The organism is Ruegeria sp. HKCCD6426, from assembly GCF_057221115.1.
Genome location: NZ_JBWVBF010000006.1, coordinates 130,963 through 150,750, shown reverse-complemented (window position 1 = coordinate 150,750; position 19,788 = coordinate 130,963). Strand labels below are relative to the sequence as shown.

Annotated in this window: 14 protein-coding genes and 1 pseudogene; 6 read left to right on the top strand and 9 right to left on the bottom strand. The window is 57.4% G+C overall.

Annotated features, from left to right (window positions below; translation table 11 throughout):
- The first annotated feature begins 2 nt into the window (after positions 1 to 2).
- A complete protein-coding gene (locus tag AC2TDA_RS17485; protein ID WP_480880014.1) occupies positions 3 to 1,046 on the top strand; it encodes a trans-3-hydroxy-L-proline dehydratase in 1,044 nt (347 codons plus the stop codon).
- Here AC2TDA_RS17485 and AC2TDA_RS17480 read toward each other — a convergent pair.
- Complete coding sequence (locus tag AC2TDA_RS17480) at positions 1,043 to 2,059, bottom strand: Ldh family oxidoreductase (RefSeq protein ID WP_480880013.1); 1,017 nt, start codon at positions 2,057 to 2,059, stop codon at positions 1,043 to 1,045. The genes AC2TDA_RS17485 and AC2TDA_RS17480 overlap by 4 nt on opposite strands.
- A gap of 164 nt (positions 2,060 to 2,223) precedes the next feature.
- Between AC2TDA_RS17480 and AC2TDA_RS17475 the strand changes: the two genes are divergently transcribed.
- Together AC2TDA_RS17475 and AC2TDA_RS17470 are read left to right on the top strand one after the other, a co-directional pair.
- A complete protein-coding gene (locus AC2TDA_RS17475) occupies positions 2,224 to 2,901 on the top strand; it encodes a GntR family transcriptional regulator (RefSeq protein ID WP_480849698.1) in 678 nt (225 codons plus the stop codon).
- 91 nt (positions 2,902 to 2,992) lie between these two features.
- Positions 2,993 to 4,504, top strand: a complete 1,512-nt coding sequence (locus AC2TDA_RS17470; RefSeq protein ID WP_480880012.1) for an aldehyde dehydrogenase (NADP(+)) — start codon at positions 2,993 to 2,995, stop codon at positions 4,502 to 4,504.
- 309 nt (positions 4,505 to 4,813) lie between these two features.
- On the opposite strand, the gene AC2TDA_RS17465 is transcribed toward AC2TDA_RS17470, so the two are convergent.
- From AC2TDA_RS17465 to AC2TDA_RS17440, 6 genes are all read right to left on the bottom strand, one after another.
- Positions 4,814 to 5,773, bottom strand: coding sequence for a GlxA family transcriptional regulator (locus AC2TDA_RS17465; protein ID WP_480880011.1), 960 nt, complete (start codon positions 5,771 to 5,773; stop codon positions 4,814 to 4,816).
- Positions 5,774 to 5,978: 205 nt separating this feature from the next.
- Positions 5,979 to 7,085 carry a mandelate racemase/muconate lactonizing enzyme family protein gene (locus AC2TDA_RS17460; RefSeq protein WP_480880010.1) on the bottom strand — a complete coding sequence of 369 codons (1,107 nt, stop codon included), beginning with the start codon at positions 7,083 to 7,085 and terminating at the stop codon, positions 5,979 to 5,981.
- An 87-nt stretch (positions 7,086 to 7,172) separates the two neighbouring features.
- Positions 7,173 to 8,417 carry an NAD(P)/FAD-dependent oxidoreductase gene (locus AC2TDA_RS17455; RefSeq protein WP_480880008.1) on the bottom strand — a complete coding sequence of 415 codons (1,245 nt, stop codon included), beginning with the start codon at positions 8,415 to 8,417 and terminating at the stop codon, positions 7,173 to 7,175.
- 16 nt (positions 8,418 to 8,433) lie between these two features.
- Complete coding sequence (locus AC2TDA_RS17450) at positions 8,434 to 9,447, bottom strand: Ldh family oxidoreductase (protein ID WP_480880007.1); 1,014 nt, start codon at positions 9,445 to 9,447, stop codon at positions 8,434 to 8,436.
- Positions 9,448 to 9,498: 51 nt separating this feature from the next.
- Positions 9,499 to 11,016, bottom strand: a complete 1,518-nt coding sequence (locus AC2TDA_RS17445) for a trimethylamine methyltransferase family protein (RefSeq protein WP_480880005.1) — start codon at positions 11,014 to 11,016, stop codon at positions 9,499 to 9,501.
- 15 nt (positions 11,017 to 11,031) lie between these two features.
- Complete coding sequence (locus tag AC2TDA_RS17440; RefSeq protein ID WP_480880004.1) at positions 11,032 to 13,485, bottom strand: GcvT family protein; 2,454 nt, start codon at positions 13,483 to 13,485, stop codon at positions 11,032 to 11,034.
- Positions 13,486 to 13,840: 355 nt separating this feature from the next.
- Between AC2TDA_RS17440 and AC2TDA_RS17435 the strand changes: the two genes are divergently transcribed.
- On the top strand, positions 13,841 to 14,719 hold the full coding sequence (locus AC2TDA_RS17435) for a LysR substrate-binding domain-containing protein (protein ID WP_480880003.1): 879 nt from the start codon (positions 13,841 to 13,843) through the stop codon (positions 14,717 to 14,719).
- Between the two features lie 282 nt (positions 14,720 to 15,001).
- Here the strand turns inward: AC2TDA_RS17435 and AC2TDA_RS17430 are convergent, their stop codons facing one another.
- A complete protein-coding gene (locus AC2TDA_RS17430) occupies positions 15,002 to 15,265 on the bottom strand; it encodes a hypothetical protein (RefSeq protein WP_480880001.1) in 264 nt (87 codons plus the stop codon).
- A gap of 623 nt (positions 15,266 to 15,888) precedes the next feature.
- On the opposite strand from AC2TDA_RS17430, the pseudogene AC2TDA_RS17425 reads away from it, so the two are divergent.
- Together AC2TDA_RS17425 and AC2TDA_RS17420 are read left to right on the top strand one after the other, a co-directional pair.
- Positions 15,889 to 16,761 (top strand): annotated as a pseudogene (locus AC2TDA_RS17425) (ABC transporter substrate-binding protein).
- Positions 16,762 to 16,950: 189 nt separating this feature from the next.
- A complete protein-coding gene (locus AC2TDA_RS17420) occupies positions 16,951 to 17,937 on the top strand; it encodes a GlxA family transcriptional regulator (protein ID WP_480880000.1) in 987 nt (328 codons plus the stop codon).
- Between the two features lie 744 nt (positions 17,938 to 18,681).
- Here AC2TDA_RS17420 and AC2TDA_RS17415 read toward each other — a convergent pair.
- The gene (locus AC2TDA_RS17415) at positions 18,682 to 19,776 is read right to left on the bottom strand and encodes an alcohol dehydrogenase family protein (RefSeq protein ID WP_480879999.1); all 1,095 of its coding nucleotides are present in this window, start codon (positions 19,774 to 19,776) and stop codon (positions 18,682 to 18,684) included.
- Positions 19,777 to 19,788 lie beyond the last annotated feature (12 nt).

Genomic DNA, 19,788 nt, shown 5'->3' with positions numbered 1-19,788 from the left:
TGATGCGTAGCAACAAGACAATCCATGTGATTTCGGCCCATGCCGAGGGCGAAGTGGGCGACGTCATCGTCGGAGGGGTTCTTCCACCACCCGGCGACACCCTGTGGGAGCAGCGCAGCTTCATCGCCCGCGACGAAACCTTGCGAAATTTCGTTCTGAACGAACCGCGCGGTGGAGTATTTCGCCATGTAAACCTGCTGGTACCGCCCAAGAACCCGCAGGCCGATGCCGCCTTCATCATCATGGAGCCCGAGGACACGCCGCCGATGTCGGGATCGAACTCGATCTGCGTGTCGACCGTGCTGCTGGATGGCGGGCTGTTCCCAATGCAGGAACCCGAAACCCACCTGACGCTGGAAGCCCCCGGCGGGCTGGTGCGGGTGCGGGCCGAATGCCGGAACGGTAAGGCCGAGCGTATCCATGTGCAGAACTTACCCAGCTTTGCCGACCGCATCGGCGTGTCGCTTGAGGTCGAGGGCCTGGGCACGATCATCGTAGACACGGCCTATGGCGGCGACAGTTTCGTGGTCGTGGATGCCGCGTCGCTGGGTTTTGAAATCATCGAGTCCGAGGCTAGGGATATTGCCCGACTGGGCGTAGCGATCACCAATGCCGCCAATCAGCAGCTTGGCTTTTCGCATCCCGAAATCCCGGACTGGGACCACATTTCGTTCTGCGCGTTTTGCGGGCCGCTGTCAGAGACCGAGACCGGACTTACCGGCAAATCCGCCGTAGCGATCCAACCCGGCAAGGTTGACCGTTCGCCCACGGGAACAGCCGTATCCGCACGTCTGGCGCTGATGGCCGCAAAAGGCCAGATGCAGCCCGGTCAGGTTTTCGAGGCGGTTTCGATCATCGGCTCGCGGTTTACCGGGCGCATTGCCAGCACCACCCAAGTTGGCGATCGCGACGCCATCATACCCGAGATCAGCGGCAGGGGCTGGATTACCGGCATTCATCAGCACATGCTGGACCCCGATGACCCATGGCCCGGCGGCTACCGCCTGAGCGATACCTGGGGCCTGGGGAACAAGCCCACATCTTAGGCCGGAAGCATCAGCAAGTCCCTGTGCAGCGCTTCCGGCACCTCGACAAACCCCCGCGCGAGGTTGCGCTTGCGCGCCTCGAAACGGCGTTGCGAGGGTAACCGTGCACCTTGATCCAGAATGTCGGCAAAAAGCCGTTCCGCGCGGGCATCGTTTTCGGCAACCCGCCCACCGCTCAGATGCGCCGGATCAAAGGCCAGCAGAATCTGGCCGTGATAAGGCGCTCCGCCGTGGCCTTCGGCAAAGGTCATGCTCTCCTGGCTTGTCAGATCGTCGATCAGGGGACCGGCCAGCAGTTCGATCATGATCGACAGGGCCGAACCCTTGTAGCCTCCGAAAGTCAGCATCGCGCCACCCAATGCCGCCTGCGGATCTGTGGTCGGTTTTCCGCCGGCATCCACGGCCACCCCGTCCGGCAGCGGCTTTCCCTCGCGCAGGTAAAGCTCGATTTCGCCGCGCGCAAAGGCGCTGGTCGCAAAATCGAACGTAAAGGGGGACTTGCCGTTTCGCGGCCAGGAAAAGGCCAGCGGGTTCGTACCCAGCGTTCCACGCGCGCCACCCGCCGGCGCCACCCAAGCGTGGCTCGGCACCATGGACAAACCGGCCAAGCCTGCGGCCGACAGCCGTTCAACCTCGGGCCACAGAGCGGAAAAATGGAAACAGTTGTTCACCGCCATCGCGGCCATGCCAAAACGCCGTGCCTTGTCGATCAGGGCGGGCATGGCCTTGCCCACGGCCAGCAGCGACATGCCACCCCTTGCGTCCACCCGCACGACGGCGCTGTCCGTATCCTGCATCTTTGGCTGCACATGGCCGTCGATCTTTCCGGCCTTCATGGTTTCGCAGCACATGAACAACCGGAACAGCCCGTGTGAATGGCAATCGTCCAGCTGACAGGTGTAGAGCATATCCGAGATTGCCCGTGCGTGTTCGGACCCATACCCCACATCAGTCAGCACACGATCCGCTGACGTCCTGACATCTTCCAAAGCGACCTGAACGGTAGGTGTCATCCAGAATTCTCCGTGCCGGTTGTCATATTTTGGATACTGGATACACTTGGCAAACCTAGACATTCAATCCAAATCTTTCGACCCAACTGATATCAAGGACCTTGAAAAACAGGGCGCAAAGAGTAAACGTATCCAAAATTCAACGCATCACATAAGGGTTGGGCATGGTTGGCAAACGGGCGGTATCCAGACGAAGTCTGCCGGAAATCATCGCTGACGATCTGCGTGAACGCATTCTGAGCGGCGAAATGGCCGAAGGCGAGGCGATCCGCCAGGAAGCTCTGGCCGACGAATACGAAGTGTCGCGGATGCCAGTCCGCGAAGCCCTGAAGCGGCTGAATGCCGAAGGCCTGATCCAATGGGCCAACAACCGCGGCGGGTCGGTGACGAAACACTCATTGGATGAAATCGGAGAGATCTTCGATCTTCGCATCCTGATCGAAGTCGATCTGTTCCGCCGAGCAATCCCCCTTATGACAAGCACGGATTTCGACAAATGTGAGTCGATTCTGGAACAGATGGAAACATCCTACGACGAAGACGATGTGGCGCGCTGGGGGGTTTTGAATCACGAATATCACACGGCCCTCTATTCCTCCGTTGGGCGCAGCCTGACAAAAGAGCTTCTGGACCGGATCAACCTTCAAGCCGACAGGTATGTCCGTCTGCACCTGAGCGTGATGAAACAGCGCGAACCGGCCAAGGAAGAGCACCGAAAACTGCTTGAATACGCACGAACAGGTCGGGTGGATGAAGGTTGCAAAGTGCTTTCCAACCACATTCAACGTACAAAGGACCAGTTGCTTCAGATGGTTGAAGCCAAACGGGCCAAGGACGACTGAAGAAGCGGCAGGTTTTGCCGACAGAAAGCTTGTCAAGGAAGATTTTTGGATACATTATCCAGTTAATGATTCTTGACACAGCGAGACCCTGATGACCTACACACCACGCGGACACCACCTGATTGCCGGCAACTGGGTCGCAGGCGAAGCAACATTCACCTCTGAGCCGGCGCATGGCGCGGCGCAGGAGTTCTCGGTCGGCACACCGGCGCATGTGGATGCCGCCGCCGAAGCTGCGGAAGAGGCATTCTGGTCCTATGGCTATTCCTCGCGTCAGGACCGCGCCGACTTTCTCAACGCCATCGCCGACGAGATCGAGTCGCGCGGCGAGGTGATCACCCAGATCGGCACCAGCGAAACCGGCCTGCCAGAGGCGCGGCTTCAGGGCGAACGCGGTCGCACCACCGGCCAGCTACGCCTGTTTGCCTCGCATATCCTCGCGGGCGACTATCTCGATCTGCGCCATGATGAAGCCTTGCCGGATCGCGCGCCCCTGCCCCGCCCGGATCTGAAAATGATCCAGCGCCCAATCGGCCCGGTCGCCGTGTTCGGCGCCTCCAACTTCCCGCTGGCTTTCTCGACCGCCGGTGGCGACACTGCCGCCGCGCTGGCCGCGGGCTGCCCAGTGGTGGTCAAGGGCCACTCCGCCCATCCCGGCACCGGCGAGATCGTCGCCGAGGCGATCCAAGCAGCTATCGCCAGATGCGGCGTGCACCCAGGCGTGTTCTCTCTGGTGCAGGGCGGCAAGCGCGAAGTGGGCACCCGACTGGTGCAGCACCCGCTGATCAAGGCCGTGGGCTTCACCGGCAGCCTCGCCGGGGGCCGGGCGCTGTTTGATCTCTGCGCACAGCGCCCCGAGCCTATCCCATTTTTCGGCGAGTTGGGCTCGGTCAACCCGATGTTCCTGCTACCCGCCGCCATGGAGGCGCGCGGCGCCGAGATCAGCACCGGCTGGGCCGGATCGCTGACCATGGGCGCAGGCCAGTTCTGCACCAATCCCGGCATCGCCGTGGTGCTGAAAGAGCAGGCCGACACGCTCGCCGCCAGCACCGCCGCCGCCCTGAAGGTCACTGGCGCCCAGACCATGCTGACAGACGGCATCGCCGCCGCCTACCGCAACGGCCAGGCCCGCGTGGCCAAAGGTACCGGTGTGCAGGAGGTTCTGACCACTATGTGCGACCAACGCGACGCCACCCCTTATCTCTACCGGGTCTCGGCCGCCGACTGGTTGGCCAACGAAGCGCTGGCCGAAGAGGTTTTCGGACCGCTGGGTCTCATCGTCGAGGTCGACGATTTCGACCAGATGCGCACCATTGCCAAATCGCTCGTTGGGCAGCTGACCTGCACGATCCACATGGACGAGGCAGATATCGAGGCCGCGCAATCCCTGATGCCGATCCTCGAACGCAAAGCGGGACGGATCCTCGCCAACGGCTTCCCCACCGGGGTCGAAGTGGCGGATTCCATGGTCCACGGCGGCCCCTATCCGGCCTCAACCAATTTTGGCGCAACCTCGGTCGGAACCCTGTCGATCAGACGCTTCCTGCGACCCGTCTGCTATCAGAATATCGACCCCGCCCTGCTGTCGGATATTGCCATCTAGATTACGTGTTTGCAGTGAGTTAGGCGCGGAGCATGATCTTTCCCGAGGAGATGCCGCGCCTCGAGTAACTTGGCAATACCTCTCCAAGAGTTCCAAAGATTTGTACGGTGTGTCTCTGTAACGAATTCTTCACCCGAAATTACTCAGGCGTCGTTTGGAAAACTGAATCTAATCATGTCCCTGAGTTTTTCGGTCATTTCGACCAAAACAATTTACCCATCGCAATCATGGCACGAGCAAGAACTTGCGAAATTCACCGGTAAACCAAAACTCACTTCCAAACTTGGCTGATGATCAGCGCGCAAATAATCAAGTGATCTTGTTTTTTTGCTGCGCCGGCGAGACACCATATTGGGACTTATACAATCGCGAAAAATGCGCGGGATCGTTAAAGCCACAAGCAAGACCAACTTCGATTACCGAAAATTCAGTTTGCAGCAATAGCTTATTGGCTCGATCCAGCCGCATCTTCAAATAGTGTTTTTTTGGAGTGGCGCCTAGAAATTTGGCAAATAAGCGCTCAAGTTGGCGTGTGGAAATCCCAATTTGTCCAGCAATCGAAGAGGGTGAAACCGGAGTTTCAATGGTTTTGCGCATTATCCTTATTGCTTTGTCGATGTGGGAATTACGAATGCCTATTCGCGTCTGATATGAAACACGTTGCTCTGCGGAACAACCGCGTACAGAATTGTAGACCATTTGATCAGCGACTGTTGTTGCCAAGTCTGGTCCGTGATCCTGTTCTATCACATGTAGCATATAGTCTGCGGTTGCCGTACCACCAGCTGCTGTTGGGTGTTTTGTATCGTCAACAAAAACCGTTTCAACAAGGTCTACCTCGGGAAATTTTTCTTTGATACCTTCGTGGTATTCCCAGTGGATTGCCGCAGGGCGGCCGTCCAAAAAACCGGCTTCGGCCAAAATCCATGTACCTGAGCATAGCGCGCCGACCGGTATCCCGTGTGCTCTTTCCCGACGCAGTGCCGCCATGAGTGTCCGGGAAGTCCGCGTACTCATAGATTGGCTCGCCAGCACGAACAGCCTGTCGCAGGAAGGCAGATTGTCAAATCTCGAATGGACTGCCAATTCGAAACCGCTCAAGCAGGTTGCAGAGGCACCGCTTTCGGAGGCGAGGCTATAGCTATACAGGTTTTCTCCACTGATCCTGTTAGCAAGTCGCAATGGCTCAATCGCGCAAGAAAAGGCGAGATGGGAAAACCCGTCGACAAGCAAAAAGCAAAATCGCTGACTTATTTCTTCACTTTTCAAAGCGACTGGGACCTCCGAGCCTAACCTTATGATGGGCGCAAACAAAAAACCTGGTTTAGCCTGCCAAATTGACCGACTTTTGGAACATGTCTACCTTGCCGCGTCATTTGTTTTCGTGACTTGGGAGTGACCCAGTTGTTCTTTACGCATTTTCTCTAATTTCAATCCAAGTCAGACTTCGCACAACCTCAGCCTGTTTCGGGCATCACCCGAAAGATGCGACCGGCGCACCAAACTTAGTTTCATCTGGGGTCACACCAAGGCCAGCTCCAGTCGGTCGCTTAATGTATCCTCCTTCAATTCGGATGCCATTTTCCTCGTCGTAGTTTCCGTCGATATAAGGGGCGGCGAGCCAAACACCTTCACAGAGGTCGGGACGTACGGTGGCGCCTATTTGGGTGCATGCTGCAGCGATGATATCGCCCCCCCAACTGTCATCGCAAGTATGCGGCAGGCTACGTGCTTCGCAGATATCGCGGAACGCACGCATATTCTGCAAACCGCCTATTCGAGTGACCTTCATACCGAACCCATCCACGAGACCTGTCCCTGCTGCGGATATCACTGTGTTTAGGTCTACGCCGTTTTCGTCCATATAGATTCCGTGCTGAATCTGTGGGCGGATTTTTTCAAGTTCCTGAATGGTATTGCAGGGTTGCTCCATAACAAAGGGAACGTCCGGGCATTCGCGGCTGACCCTCAGCGCATCGCGGGTTGGCCATCCGCGGTTTCCGTCCACCGCAATGCGCATTCCGGTGCCTTTTACGACTTCCCACACCTTTCGAATTGTCTCGATGTCAATTTCGACCGGACGACCTCCGACTTTAACCTGAAGGCGGGGAAATCCTTCGGCGAGCTTTTCTTTTGCAAGCAGAGCAATGTCATCCGGCGCTCCGACGCCAGTTGCATAATAGGATGGAATGCGGTCGTTCATCGCGCCTCCCAATAGGTCTGCCACACTCACCCCGAGCGATTTCCCAATCAGGTCATGTGCTGCAATGTCGATCGCTGCCTTGGCGTAGTTGTGTCCATTCAGGATTGAATCCATCTTTCGCCCAAGTGCTACAGGCCAGAGGTCGGCGCCGAGCAGCCCCACGGCAAGAACCTTTAGTGCGGCCCGCGCGCCTTCTGCATGCGCTTCAGCGTAGGTCGAACCGATGGGGCAGGTCTCCCCCCAGCCTACTTTGCCATTTTCAGCCACCAGTTTCACAAGAGTGGTGTCAAGCTTATCAACCGCACCACTGGCCATTACATAGGGACCGTTCTTGACGGGAAGGCCATGGGAATAAATGTGAATTTCTTTTATTTTCATCGCGCGCAACCTGGTTTTCGAGTGCCTTTCAAGGACGGCACGGGTTTCCTTGTTTTGAGACTTCGCTTCTGTTCTTGATGCGGTTTGTCATGGCGAAAATCGGTCCGGGCTGAAGGCCTGGATATCGATGTGCTGCGCACGACCTGCGATTTCCGCCGCGACAAGGCGTGCTGTTGTGGCGCCCAGCGTCAGGCCTAACTGGCCATGACCAGTGGCAAAGGTTACGTTTGCCAAGTGTGCGCTGCGACCAATGATGGGCCTTGTGTCCGGCGTAAAGGGGCGGCGGCCCATGCGACGCTCGGCCCTGCTTGCGTTCAGTCCCGGCAGCACCCGATGTGCGCGTTTGACCAAAACTTCAGCGCGTTTCCAGTTTGGTGTGGCATTGAGGCTTGCAAACTCGATGGTTCCAGCCACGGCCAGCGCGCCGTCATAGGGGGTAATGCCAAAGCCACCCTTGGGGTAGAATACGGTGTGGGTCAGATCCGCACCCGCGTCGCTGAGCGCGGTAGAGTACCCGATCAACCCTTCAAGATGCAGAGGCACGCCCATACCTTTGGCCAGTGCCCGCGAATGCGTCCCCGCTGCCAGAATGATCTCAGTGCCGCTCAGCTCTCGACCGTCGGCGAGACGTACGGCGCGAATTTCGCGCCCCTCGCGTTTGACCCCGACCGCAGTCCCATTTTCGACGGTGCCGCCACGGGCGCGGAATGCTTGATGCAGTGCTTCGACCAATCGCTTGGGATCAGTGACATAGCTCCAATCCCTGAGCACGGCCGCATGTTTGAAATCGGGCGCGATGGCCGGTTCTATTTCATGCGCCTCTGGACCGGAAATCTCGTCGATGGTGCAGCCGAGGTCGCGTGCAAGACCAAAGGCAGCGCCCATAGTGGCCTTGTCTTGATCATCGTCAAACAGCTTGAGAACAGGGCGTTCCACCAAAATCTCGGGCGCACCGATATCGGCCAGCTGCGCCCTGAAATCCTCGGTAGCGGAAAACGTAAGCCGCGCGAGGTCGGCAGCGATAGCGCGCATCTTGCTGGGGCGGGCGTTGAGGGCGAACCGCGTCACCCAGGGCAGGATACTTGGCAAAGAGGCGGGACGCATGGCCAACGGTGCCTCGGGACTCAGCAGCCAGCCCGGCACTTTCGTCAACATGCCGGTTTGTGACAGCGGCACAATCTCACCTACCGCAATGCAGCCGCACGAAGCCCAACTGGCGCCTTCTCCTACCGGGCCTGGCTCGATCACGGTGACGTTATGCCCCTCGGCCTGCAACGCAAGCGCGCATGATATTCCAACGATGCCGCCGCCGATCACCAACACATCAACCATCGCCTCTTGCCTTTCTTCAACCCTGAAAGCCGAGTTGTTCAAGTAGGTCCGTGCTGGCGGCGACCCCGTCCCGTTCTGCGCGAGCACGGTCAGACAGCCGGTTGTCACCAGGCACAAAGGCGGTACCGTTGCCTTCGATTTCCGCGCATATGCGGGTGACGTACTCACCAAACTGGCCGTTGCCGAATTTTGTCGGATCAATGACGATCAGCGTGGCACCGCCTTTGATGTTAAGAGCGCCGTGGGACAAACGTTCGTCATTGTCGACGGATAGCGTGCCACCAGCGAGCGCTGCGCCAAGAACTTCGACCAGAAATGCGATGGATGCGCCCTTGTGTTCACCGAAGGGCAGCAAGCTACCGGTTTCCAGAATGGCGTTGGGATCAGTGGTCTCGTTCCCATCCGGGTCAATGCCGCCTGGCCGCGGCAAGTCGTGACCTTCTGCTGCGGCCATTTTCACGTCCATTAGTGCAACAACTGAGGCTGCCTGATCCCAGACCACTGGTGCGGCCCCATCCCGCGGACAGGCAAAGGCCATCGGGTTTGTACCGAACACAGGGCGCACGCCACCTTTGGGCACGACCATTGACAGCGAATTGATGACAGCGATTGCGATCAGCCCAGTTTCGGCCAATGGTTCTACGTCAAAGCGCAGACCTGACAGATGGTGACAATTGGCACAGGTAAAGGATGCGATACCGTTTTCGCGAGCCATGGCGATCAGTTGTTTGTGGGCCTGCCGGGCAGCAATTTGATAATAACCATTGTCGCCATCACCGCGCAGTACACCGGGGGCCAGGCGTTTTATTGTTGGGTTGGCGATGGGATTGGCATAGCCCGAGGTGAAACTCTGCTCGTAGACTGGCAACATGCGCAGGCCGTGGCTGCGCGGGCCATCGCGTTCCGACAATGTGACAATGTCGGCTAGAACTGCGCTGCCTTCCTTATTCATTCCCGCCTTCACAAGGACAGAGGTGGCAAGGTCTCGGACCTCGTCGAGTGAGAGCGTTTTCGTCGAGATATCAGTCATGGACCATCCCTGTCCTTGTTTAGGGGGGGGCGCAAGCGCCCCTTATTGGTGTCAAGCCGCGTCGGGGCGGTATTCCATCCGTTTTTTTGCGACAAACTCGTCGAGGGTTCCTCGGATGTCGTGGTCCATGGGTGGTTGGACATAATTGTCGAGCATCCGCTGCGCCTCTTCGGTGCCGACCATTTCGGCGGTTTTCGAGCCTTCGGCCTCCCACTGTTCAAAACTGTCGTTGTTTTGAAGCGGGTTCATGTGCATCGGGTTTTCGCGGGTATGGTCGGTGCCCAGGAAGTGGCCGCCGGGGCCGATGTTTTCGATGTCGGCCAGCAGGGCGTCGAGGTTTTCCGCTTGCAGCCCCGAGAAGAAACGGTGGAAGTTTTCCAGCTGTCGGGTGTCCTGCACCCATTTCGAATAGCTTACCCCCAGCGCGCCTTCGAGGAACCCGGCCGAGTGCACGATATAATTGGCCCCGCCCAAAAGCACCGGCCACATGGTGTTGGCGGTGTCGAAAGCGGCCTGCATGTCTGGCGATTTTGACCCGGTCCACATGGTGCAGGTGCGCCAGGGCACCCCGTAGTGACGGGCCATCTGACCCACCAGCAGGTTCATGAGACCCGGTTCTGGCGAACCCATCATCGGTGCACCGGTCTTCATCGAGACGCCCATGATCGCCACGCCCAGCACCATTGGTGCGCCACGGCGGATGATCTGGCTATAGGCCATGCCAGCGAGCGATTCCGCGATCAACAACGCGACACCGCCTTGCGGGCTGGCAGGCGTGGACGCGCCAGCAAGAACAAAGGGTGACAAAAGACAGGGCTGGTTGGCCTTGGCGTAAACGCGCAGGCTTTCCAGCATGGTCTCGTCCCAGACCAGCGGTGTGTTGCAGTTTAACAGCGCCGCAAGCACCACATTGTTGTCGACAAACTCTTCGCCAAAAACGATGCGCACCATCTCGACCGTGTCCATCGCCGCCTGTTCCGACAGCACAGACCCCTTGATCGGCTTGTCGGTCAGGGTCAGCGCCGCATGTACCAGGTCCAGATGGCGCTCCGGGACCGGGACGTCCTGCGGTTCGACCGGCAGGATGCCCGGAACCATCATCGACTGACTCATCTGGCTCATCTTGAAGAAGTTATGGGCATCCTCGAGCATCGACGGACGGCGTTTACCGTCCAGATCATAGACGAAAGGGGCGCCATATGCGTTGGCAAAAACCGAGTTTCGGTTGCCCACGCGCAACGAGCGGTCGGGGTTGCGCGCTGCGTAACCCCATTCCGACGGCACGGTCGAAATCAGGTCCATAAGCATGTCGCGACCGATACGCACCCGTTCGCCCTGAACATCGGCGCCGTATTTCTTCCAGTCGGCCAGGGCGACCGGGTCGCGGAACTCGATGCCCGTCGTTTCCAGAATCGTCATGGCCGCGTTATGGATTCTCTCGACCCCTTCGGGACCGAGAAGATCGATCGGGCCGACCTGACGGTTCAGGTGCGGCAGGTAGACAGGGGGCGGGTTGGTCCGGGCACTGACCCGTGCGGCGCGGCCGCCTCGTGCTTTTCTTTCAGCCATGTGACTTACCTCTGATCAGGCGCGCGCGCGGGCGCTGGAAGGATCGACAGCGCAGATGTCGATGACCTCTGCGTCACGCATTTCGTTATGGACCTGCACCTGCATCCTGGTCCCCGGTGCGGTCATGCCTTGCGGCACCAGCGCCATGGCGATGTCGTGGTTGCAGTAGTACGAGAACCCGCCCGAAGTGACGCGCCCGATCAGCTTGCCGTCTGCATAGACGCCTTCATCGAACATCACCGAGGTGTCGCAGAAGGGCAGTTTCAGTGTGACCAGCGTATGATGATCGCCCGCCTTTTTCTGCTCCAGCAGGGCCTCTTTGCCGATGAAGTCACGCTCGGTGAATTCGCCATTGATCTTTTCGCGGTAGGCCACGAAACGATCCAGATCGGCCTCAAGCGGGGTCATGTCCTTGCAGATCTCGCGATTGATCGCGCGATAGGATTTCTCAAGCCGCATGGATTCCAGCGCTTCCAGACCGAAGGGCTTCACACCCGCTTTCAGCAGCAGATCGACGAGGTGACGGTTGTAGCCGACCGGGTGGTGCAGTTCCCAACCCAACTCGCCGGTATAGGAGACGCGCAAAAGGTGCACATCCTTGGCGTAACCCACTTCGCCCATCTGCGCCGACAACCACGGGAAGGCCTCGTTCGACAGGTCGTTGTCGGTCAGGGGTTGCAGGATCTCACGCGATTTCGGCCCGGCCAGCCCGATCACGCCTAGTTGCTCCGAAATATCCTCGATCGCAACCGAGCCGTCCTTGGGTACCAGACGTTGCAGCTGATCCCAGTTGTAGGCGCGCCAGTTCGGGGTCGAGATCAGATAGAAATCATCCTCGGCATAGCGCACGATGGTGTATTCCGCGTCCATGCCGCCCTTCTCGTTCAGCATCAGTGACAGCGTCATGCGGCCCACCTTGGGCAGCTTGTTGGCCATGATGCGGTCGAGCCACGCAGCTGCCCCGGGGCCGCGCACGATGAACTTGGTCATGGGCGACATTTCGATGAACCCGGCCTCCTCACGGGTGCGTCGGACCTCTTCCTGCACCAGCTCCATGTGGTCGGTGCGTCGGAATGAATGCTCGGGGATCGCCTCTTCCGGTGATTTGGCGAACCAGCGTGGGAATTCATAGCCGTTGAAACTGGTCCAGACCGCGCCCTGTGCGGTCAGCAGGTCGTAACTGCCCATGGTCTTCATCGGGCGCGCCGAGGGACGGTCTTCGCCTGGTACGTGGGCGTGCATGTGCACTCCCCAGGCTTCGCGCACCTTGTCCATGGTCCAGCGCTTGGAGGCGTAGTCGGAGAAACGACGCGGGTCGAGTTCGGACATGTCCATGCCCGGATCGCCATTGACGATCCAGCGCGCAAGACGTTCCCCCACGGTGCCACCCCACAGGATGCCACCGGGCATGCCCTCGGCCAGCCACAGGTTGTCATGGCCCGGCGCGGGACCTGCCAGCGGCAGCTCGTCGGGGGTCATCTGGAACGGCCCGCGCGTGTTGGCCTTGATGCCCACTTCACCCAGCGCCGGGACGCGCTCAAGCGCACGTTCCCATTGGGTTTCCACTGCTTCGAAATCCTCGGGCAGCAGGTCGGCACCGAAATCGGGTGGCACCCGGTCTTCGGCAAAAAGCTTCAGGTCCTTTTCGAACTCGTACGGGCCGAACTGGATGCCGCCCACGTCCTCACGCAGGTAAGCGCCATAATCTTCGTCACGCAGGATCGGGAATTCTGGCAGGCCCTGCTTTTTGCGCTCCAAAAGAAGCGGCACGTGATCCGTGGTCCAGTATTGGTGGACGATCGGAATGCAGGGCAGGTCCAGGCCAACCCGGCGGGCGTTTTCACGGGCATAGTTGCCGGTGGCAAAGATCAGATGCTCGCAAGTGATCTCGCCTTGGTTGGTGGTCACCTTCCAATGACCGTTCTCCAGCTTTTCATAGGATTGGGCTTCGGTATTCTGATAGACTTGGGCGCCTGCATCGCGCGCCAGCTTGGCCATCGCCATGGTGATATCGGCCGGGTTCACATAGCCGTCTTCCGTGTGCAGGATCCCGCCGCGAATGCTCTCTGACTGGTTGAGAAGCGGATGAATCTCGGCAATCTCTTCCGGCGTCACCAGCTTGCACGGTACCCCGGCGGCTTCGGCGATAGAAATATAGGACTGAAACTCATCCCAGCGCTTTTCGGTGTTGGCGACACGCAGCTGCCCGACCTTGCGCAGACCGACGGAGTTGCCGATCTTTTTCTCCACCTCGGTGTAGATGCGGATGGTTTCCATCGTCATCTTCGAGACATCGTGCGAGCGCACGAAGGTCACCAAAAGACCCGCTGCATGCCAGGTCGAACCGGAGGTCAAGGTGGTGCGTTCCAGCATCACTGCGTCCGAGCACCCATTTTCCGTAAGGCCATAGAGGATGGATGCGCCAACGCACCCTCCGCCAACAACCACAACTCTCGCATGTGACTTCATCGTGTTTTTCCTTCAGGAATGCCGGTGGGCTTCATCGTCGTTTCGTGTTTCCGTTTTTTTGCCGCGTTAACGGCGACCGCCCTGTTTCCAAGTTCGGTCAGCTTTTCCTCTGGGACTGATTGGGGCCGGATTGGAGTAACACTCATGACCACCGGGCTCCTTTTCGCGCACCAGATCTCGAACCAGGCTATTTTGTATCAATTGGCTCATCACACAATTGCAAAAAAATTCAGCATGCATTATTTGAAGTAACCCAAACCTTCCTGTTTGTACTGAAAAGCGGTCAAACTGGAAAATGTCATGCGAGAATAAATTGTCCAACGGCCGCCGTTCTCACCCATATGACCTGCCTCCAATGACTGCATTGGTCAGCTTCGAAGCTGCAGCGCGTAATGTCAGTTTCAAGGCAGCCGCCAACGAGCTCAATGTCACGTCCGCTGCGATCAGCCATCAGATCAAGGCGCTAGAACAAGAGTTGCAATGCAGCCTGTTTCACCGTTTCCATCGCGGAGTCGAACTGTCGGAAAGTGGGGCATATTTGCTCGTAGCGCTGCAACGTGGCTTTGAGGGGATCAATGAAGCGATTGGACAACTGCGCGCTCAGCACGGGCGTAGTTCGGTCACCATACGATCTACAACCGCCGTCAGTTCACTCTGGCTGACTCCAAGGTTGGCGCAATTCTGGAAGCGCCACCCCCACATTTCTGTGGCGCAGGTGGTGAGCGACCAGAACACAAACGCGGCGGATTGCGACCTAAGCATTCATTATGGTCGAATGGATGAAGATTCGAGCAACTGTCGTGCCCTGTTTCATGATCGGATAATGGTTCTTGGCAGCCCACGATTTGCCCGTGAGCATAAGCCTGCCAGCGTCGAGGACCTGGCGCGCATCCCGCTCATCCATCTCGATGCAGCTGAATCCGGCTGGACGGATTGGCAAGCTTGGGCAAACGCATTGGGCCAATCCCTTCAACTGCGATCTGGGCACCGTGTGAACAACTACGTGATTGCGCTTCAAGCAGCGCGAGATGACATGGGTGCCGTGCTCGGCTGGGAAGGATTGACCTCGGAATTGGTTGCCTCAGGCAAGCTGGTTAAGCTGTTACCAGAAACCGTGTCGTCGCCTTTGGATTTTTACGTCAAGTTACACAATCAAGCGTCTGATCGAACGAGGGTTCTATTCAGGTGGTTGTCAGAGACCGCGGGTCGGGATTCAGGAAGTAATTCCAAGTAACGATTCACCACTTCGCACGGGTCGGCGTAACCATTGAATTTAGGTGGGGCGATATGCTTGAGCTTAGATAGGGTTGGTTGCCGTTTTTGGCGTCGATTTGTATTTCGCATCCTTCAAATGCCTAAATCGTGTTCTTAACACATTGATACCAAACACTTATTAATCAGCGCCGAGCGCTGATTGAAAAATAATTTCTGAGGGCTCATTCGAACGCACAGGTTTAGGGTGTTGTATTACTTTTTTAAGCCTAAAGACCGGAGAAAACATCGTTTGCGTGAGAATTCACGCATGGCCGATGCTGTCGTTGTCAATGACCCTTGGAGCGACGACAAGTGAGCGGCAAAGTATGCCCCCCAAAAAAGTGACCTCTGTGAGCTCCATCTCAAACAGCGGAAATGAGGTGCCGACTAGCCCAGAAGTTGTCCCGCCGCCGGTACCAGGTGAGGCGTGCGTTTCGCCGCGGGCCGCTGTTTTCTTTGCAAAAAACACGGACCAAAATGCACGTTTTGGCAACAAAAACAGAGCCATCGACAATGCGACAATCATTGACGGAACCGATGATCTCCTAGCGGACGGTATACCTGACATCGCTTTTCCTGACACCTCCATGCGCTCTCAAACAATCAAGGAGCGGATAACTGTGACTGGATCTTCGCGGGCGGTGAATACGTACCCCAAGAGCGCGTCAATTTCCTCTGCTGCACAACTAGTGCCCCGGGCACACCGTCGAACAAACCACTCAATCGTGGGAGCGCCAGAACCGGACTTTTAGAAAGAGCCCAGCTTAAACTGGGTAAAAGTACAGGGAAAAGAAAAGTGAAAACGACGAAAGTAAAAAACAAGTGCGCCGATAGGTGATACACCAAAATTCGGAAGTCTGCCCGAAGCAGATAAAGAATTTGCAGTTAATGCTCTCAAGAAAGGTGCAAACCGGCGGCAAGTTATAGGCTGGTTGATGTCGATGGGGGCAACAATTGCGACGACCGACACCATTGTAACCGGCGCCACGCTCAAACGTGGTGGACGCGTCCAGTTTGCCAAAAACGGCGGAAGTCCATCGGACACATTGGATCCCATTCTACAAAACGGGTCCCAAGACTACTCGCGCGCAAAAGCGATGTATAACGGCCTTTGCCGGTTGAATGATGATTTGACCGCCTCGCCTGAGCTTGCAGGCTTCATTCGAAGCCAATGCAGACGCGATGGAACGGGTATTCAAGCTCCGCAAGGATGTTGAGTTTCACGACGGATCCAAACTCACCGCAGACGAAGTTGTTGCCTCCATGTCTCGCCATTTGGGTGAGGAAAGCAAATACCTAGCCAATCCGCTGGTGAAGGATGTTGATGAATGGATCAAGGTCGATAACCATACAGTTAAAGCATAGCTGAATTCGCCAAACGCCGAACTGCCTATTATCCTAGGCACTTACCACATCAAGGTGCACAAGGCAGACGAAACCGAGTTCCAAACACCTGTCGGGACCGGGCCCTTCATTTCGAAAGAATTCAAACCAGGAATTCGTTCTGTTCAGACCCGCAATGACAATTATTGGGAAAATGACGGGCCCTATTTTGAGGAGTTCGAAGTTTTCGGCATCGAAGACCCGGTTGCCCGTGTAAACGCACTTATTTCTGGCGACATTCAGGCAATGGCAGATCTCGATCCGAAATCCGTAGAACAGATAAAAGCCGCGGAAGATGTTGAACCGGTACTGCCATTTGTGGACGGCCCCGATTTTGCAAGAGTTTTGTTAGTGCCTGAGATTTTAGCTAGCCCTCATTTGTCCGGCCTGTTTACGCGGTGCATATGCCCGCCGGCCTTGATGAAGTCCGCAGACCGGATCCCTATCAAGTTGACGGGCTGCTACGCCCTAGCAATACCACGGGGTGTTCCGATTGAGGCTGCATTGATCGTCATCACTTCGATTGCTCTTGCAAAATCGGGGCCGTCCACAAATGGCAGTACCCCTCGCTACACTAAAACTGCAGAAGGCTTCTTGGGATCCAACATCATCACGCAATTCCACCGTTGGCTCTGCTGATTACCGTCAAAACCTAGCCGCCTGCGCAGTGCAAATATACTAACAGCACATAACTTCTTTAACTAAGTTCACTTCGAGCCGGAGGCAATGGAAAAAATGCGAAAGAAACAGGGTAGCTGCGCGCTTCCAGTTGCAACCCCCTTCCGATAGGCTGCAGACCCGTACAAAAGCCTGCCAACGTGGACCAGAATGGTAGAACAAACCAGAATTACGATCTTAGTGCTGCCTGAGTTCAACCTCTTCACCACGCTCGGCTTTGTTGATCCTTTCCGGATCTGCAACCTGCGCTCCGAGCGGGAAGTTTTCGCATGGGAATTTGTCTCACTTGACGGAGGGCGGGTGAAAGCCTCGAGCGGGATTCAAGTTGAGACCTGCGCATTGGACGAGTTGGGCGTTCGGCCCGATATTATGATCCTTTCCGCGAGCCTTGTGCCGCATCATTTTCCGGCAGACAGGCTCCGTCCGCTGCTGACCCGTTGGCTGTCGCGTGGTACCCGTTTGGTCAGCATCAGTTCGGGCGGTTTCATCCTCGGCGCTCTCGGGCTTTTGGACGGAAAGCAGGCGACCGTTCATTACGACTTCTTGGCGCCCTTTGCTGAGATGTTCCCCAAAGTGCAGGTCACCGCCGCGGGCTTTACGGCCGACGGCAATATTATGACCAGCTCGGGCGGGCTGGCGACAATTGACCTTGCTCTCGACCTTCTGGCCTCAATTTCGGGCCAACGTATCGCGGATGAAGTAGCCCGTACCGTACTTCACGGCGGGCTGCCGGGCAGCAATAAACAACAAGACCCGCTGGGCGAACAGCAATTGCAGCAGTCGCTTCCAACGGCGTTGCAGACGGTGGTTGCACTGATGCGGGACAACATCGAAACACCCCTGAGCATCGAAACGCTTTGCCAGCATGCGGGCCTGTCCCGTCGCCGGATTGAGGAATTGTTTTCCGAACGCGCAGGAATGACCCCAAAGGTCTACTACCTCACCCTGCGGCTGAACAAAGCGAAAGATCTTGTGGCAGAGACCACGATGTCCTTTGCGGAAATTTCCGCGGCCTGCGGCTATTCCAGTGCATCAAAGTTTTCCGCGGCTTATAGAAAGAAGTTCGGCCGCTCTCCAACCGGTGACCGCGCCAGTGCCCGGCGCAGCCACCTGTTGCACAGCGGCCGGTGGAACTGAAGCCGAAGCTTCAGCCGAAGACAGCAATCGCTTCGCCCAGAACCTCGAGGATCCGACAGGCGCCGAAATCAGGAAGATCGGGCGCGGAGACAAAGCGGCCCTCGCGGCGGGTTGGTCACGGATTCCTTCTTTATCCCCACTGGCATCAGTGTGCACCTCAGTTTTGGTGCAAAAATTTTGGCCGTTCACGCTCGAAAACTTAGCCGTCGAAGGAGTATAGACAAGGCATTTGAGGCTGCATGAAAAGTGTTATTGCGCGGCTCTCAGGGTTCCGTTTCTGCTGTGTAACATTCCCAGATGGTGAACGCATTTGAGCGTTTGTGGCGGTACGAGATTGCGGTGAGTTGGTATCGGCGAAGACGGAAAATTAAGTTGATCCGGTCATGCGCAGACAGAAACCTCTGGGCGTACCACCGCTTTGCACTGAGCGCCGCACGTTGGTCGGATTTCGGCAGGTCTGCTAAACTCGTGTGAACCGCGAGTTCTAAACCCTGAAGACAGACGGCAGAGCGACCGTCTTCCGAGGCGAGGCGAATGCGATAAAGCTCCTGCCCGCTACATGATTGGCCAGGCGCAGCGGCTCGACCGCGCAAGAAAAGGCCATATGAGAAAAGCCCTTGAGGAGCAGAAATCAAAAATATTCGCACAGGGTTTGCCTCTTTCGTCGCTCCCTGCGGACGGCGGTTGAAGTCATTTCGATTCCGTCGGCCGCAAGAGTTCAGAGCATCATGCCTTTATTCGGTGTCATGACTGGGCCTGCGGCGGCAGCAGAACCAACTGACCGGCGTGGGATTTTTCCAGAAAATCCTCCTGCGCCCGGGCGATGTCTTTCAGCGCGTAGGTTTGGGCGACCAGCGGGCGGATTTCTCCGGCTTCGATATATTTCACCAGATTGGCAAAGACCTCGTCCTCTTGGAAGGTGCACCCGAAAAGGGTCAGATCCTTGAGGTAGAGAGTACGGATGTCGATCTCGCAGATCGGCCCTGCGATAGCCCCGGCGGTGGCATAGCGTCCGCCACGCCGCAGCACGTCCAGCAGACTTCCCCAGCCGGGACCGGCAACAAGGTCGATCACAACGTCGACGCTGCCTTCGCCCAGTTCAGCCACAAGATCGGCGTTGCGGCCCAGCACTTGATCGGCACCAAGCGCGCGGACTGCCTCTGCTTTGGCCGGAGAGCAGAGCGCAATAACCGTCGCGCCGCGCCGCTTGGCCAACTGGACGGCAGCCGACCCCACGCCACCCGACGCCCCAGTGATCAGAACGGTTTCAGCCTTTAACTGTGCTCGGTGGAGCATATTTTCAGCGGTAGAATAGGCACAGGGGATCGCTGCCAATTCCGCATCCTCCCAGTCGCATGCAACGGTATGTGTTTCGCGGGCGGGTGCAACTGTGAACTGCGCGAAACCGCCGTCGCATTCACTGCCTATCGTCCAGCATTCGTAGGGGCGGTAGTCCACATAGGTCCGTAGCATGTTGCGTACAATCACCCGTTCGCCGATGCGGGCCGGGTCCACGCCTTCGCCTGCCGCGGCTACATAGCCGCAGACATCGGCCCCCTGGATTCGAGGGAAGGTCAGCGACGTGCCAGACCAGCTGGCATCATTATCGTTCAATGTGTCATAGCCGCCCGCACCGCCCGAGTCGGTGTCACTGGTCACGGCCTTGGAATACCAACCGATGCGGGTGTTGATATCGGTGTTGTTCACACCGGCGGCAGTGACCTGAATCAGGACTTCTCCCGGTCCGGGGCGGGGTACAGGTACATCCGTGCGGTACTCAAGTTTTTCCAGACCGCCGTGCCCGGTCAGCTGGACCGCATGCATCGTTTCAGGGATCATTTCTTTTCCTTC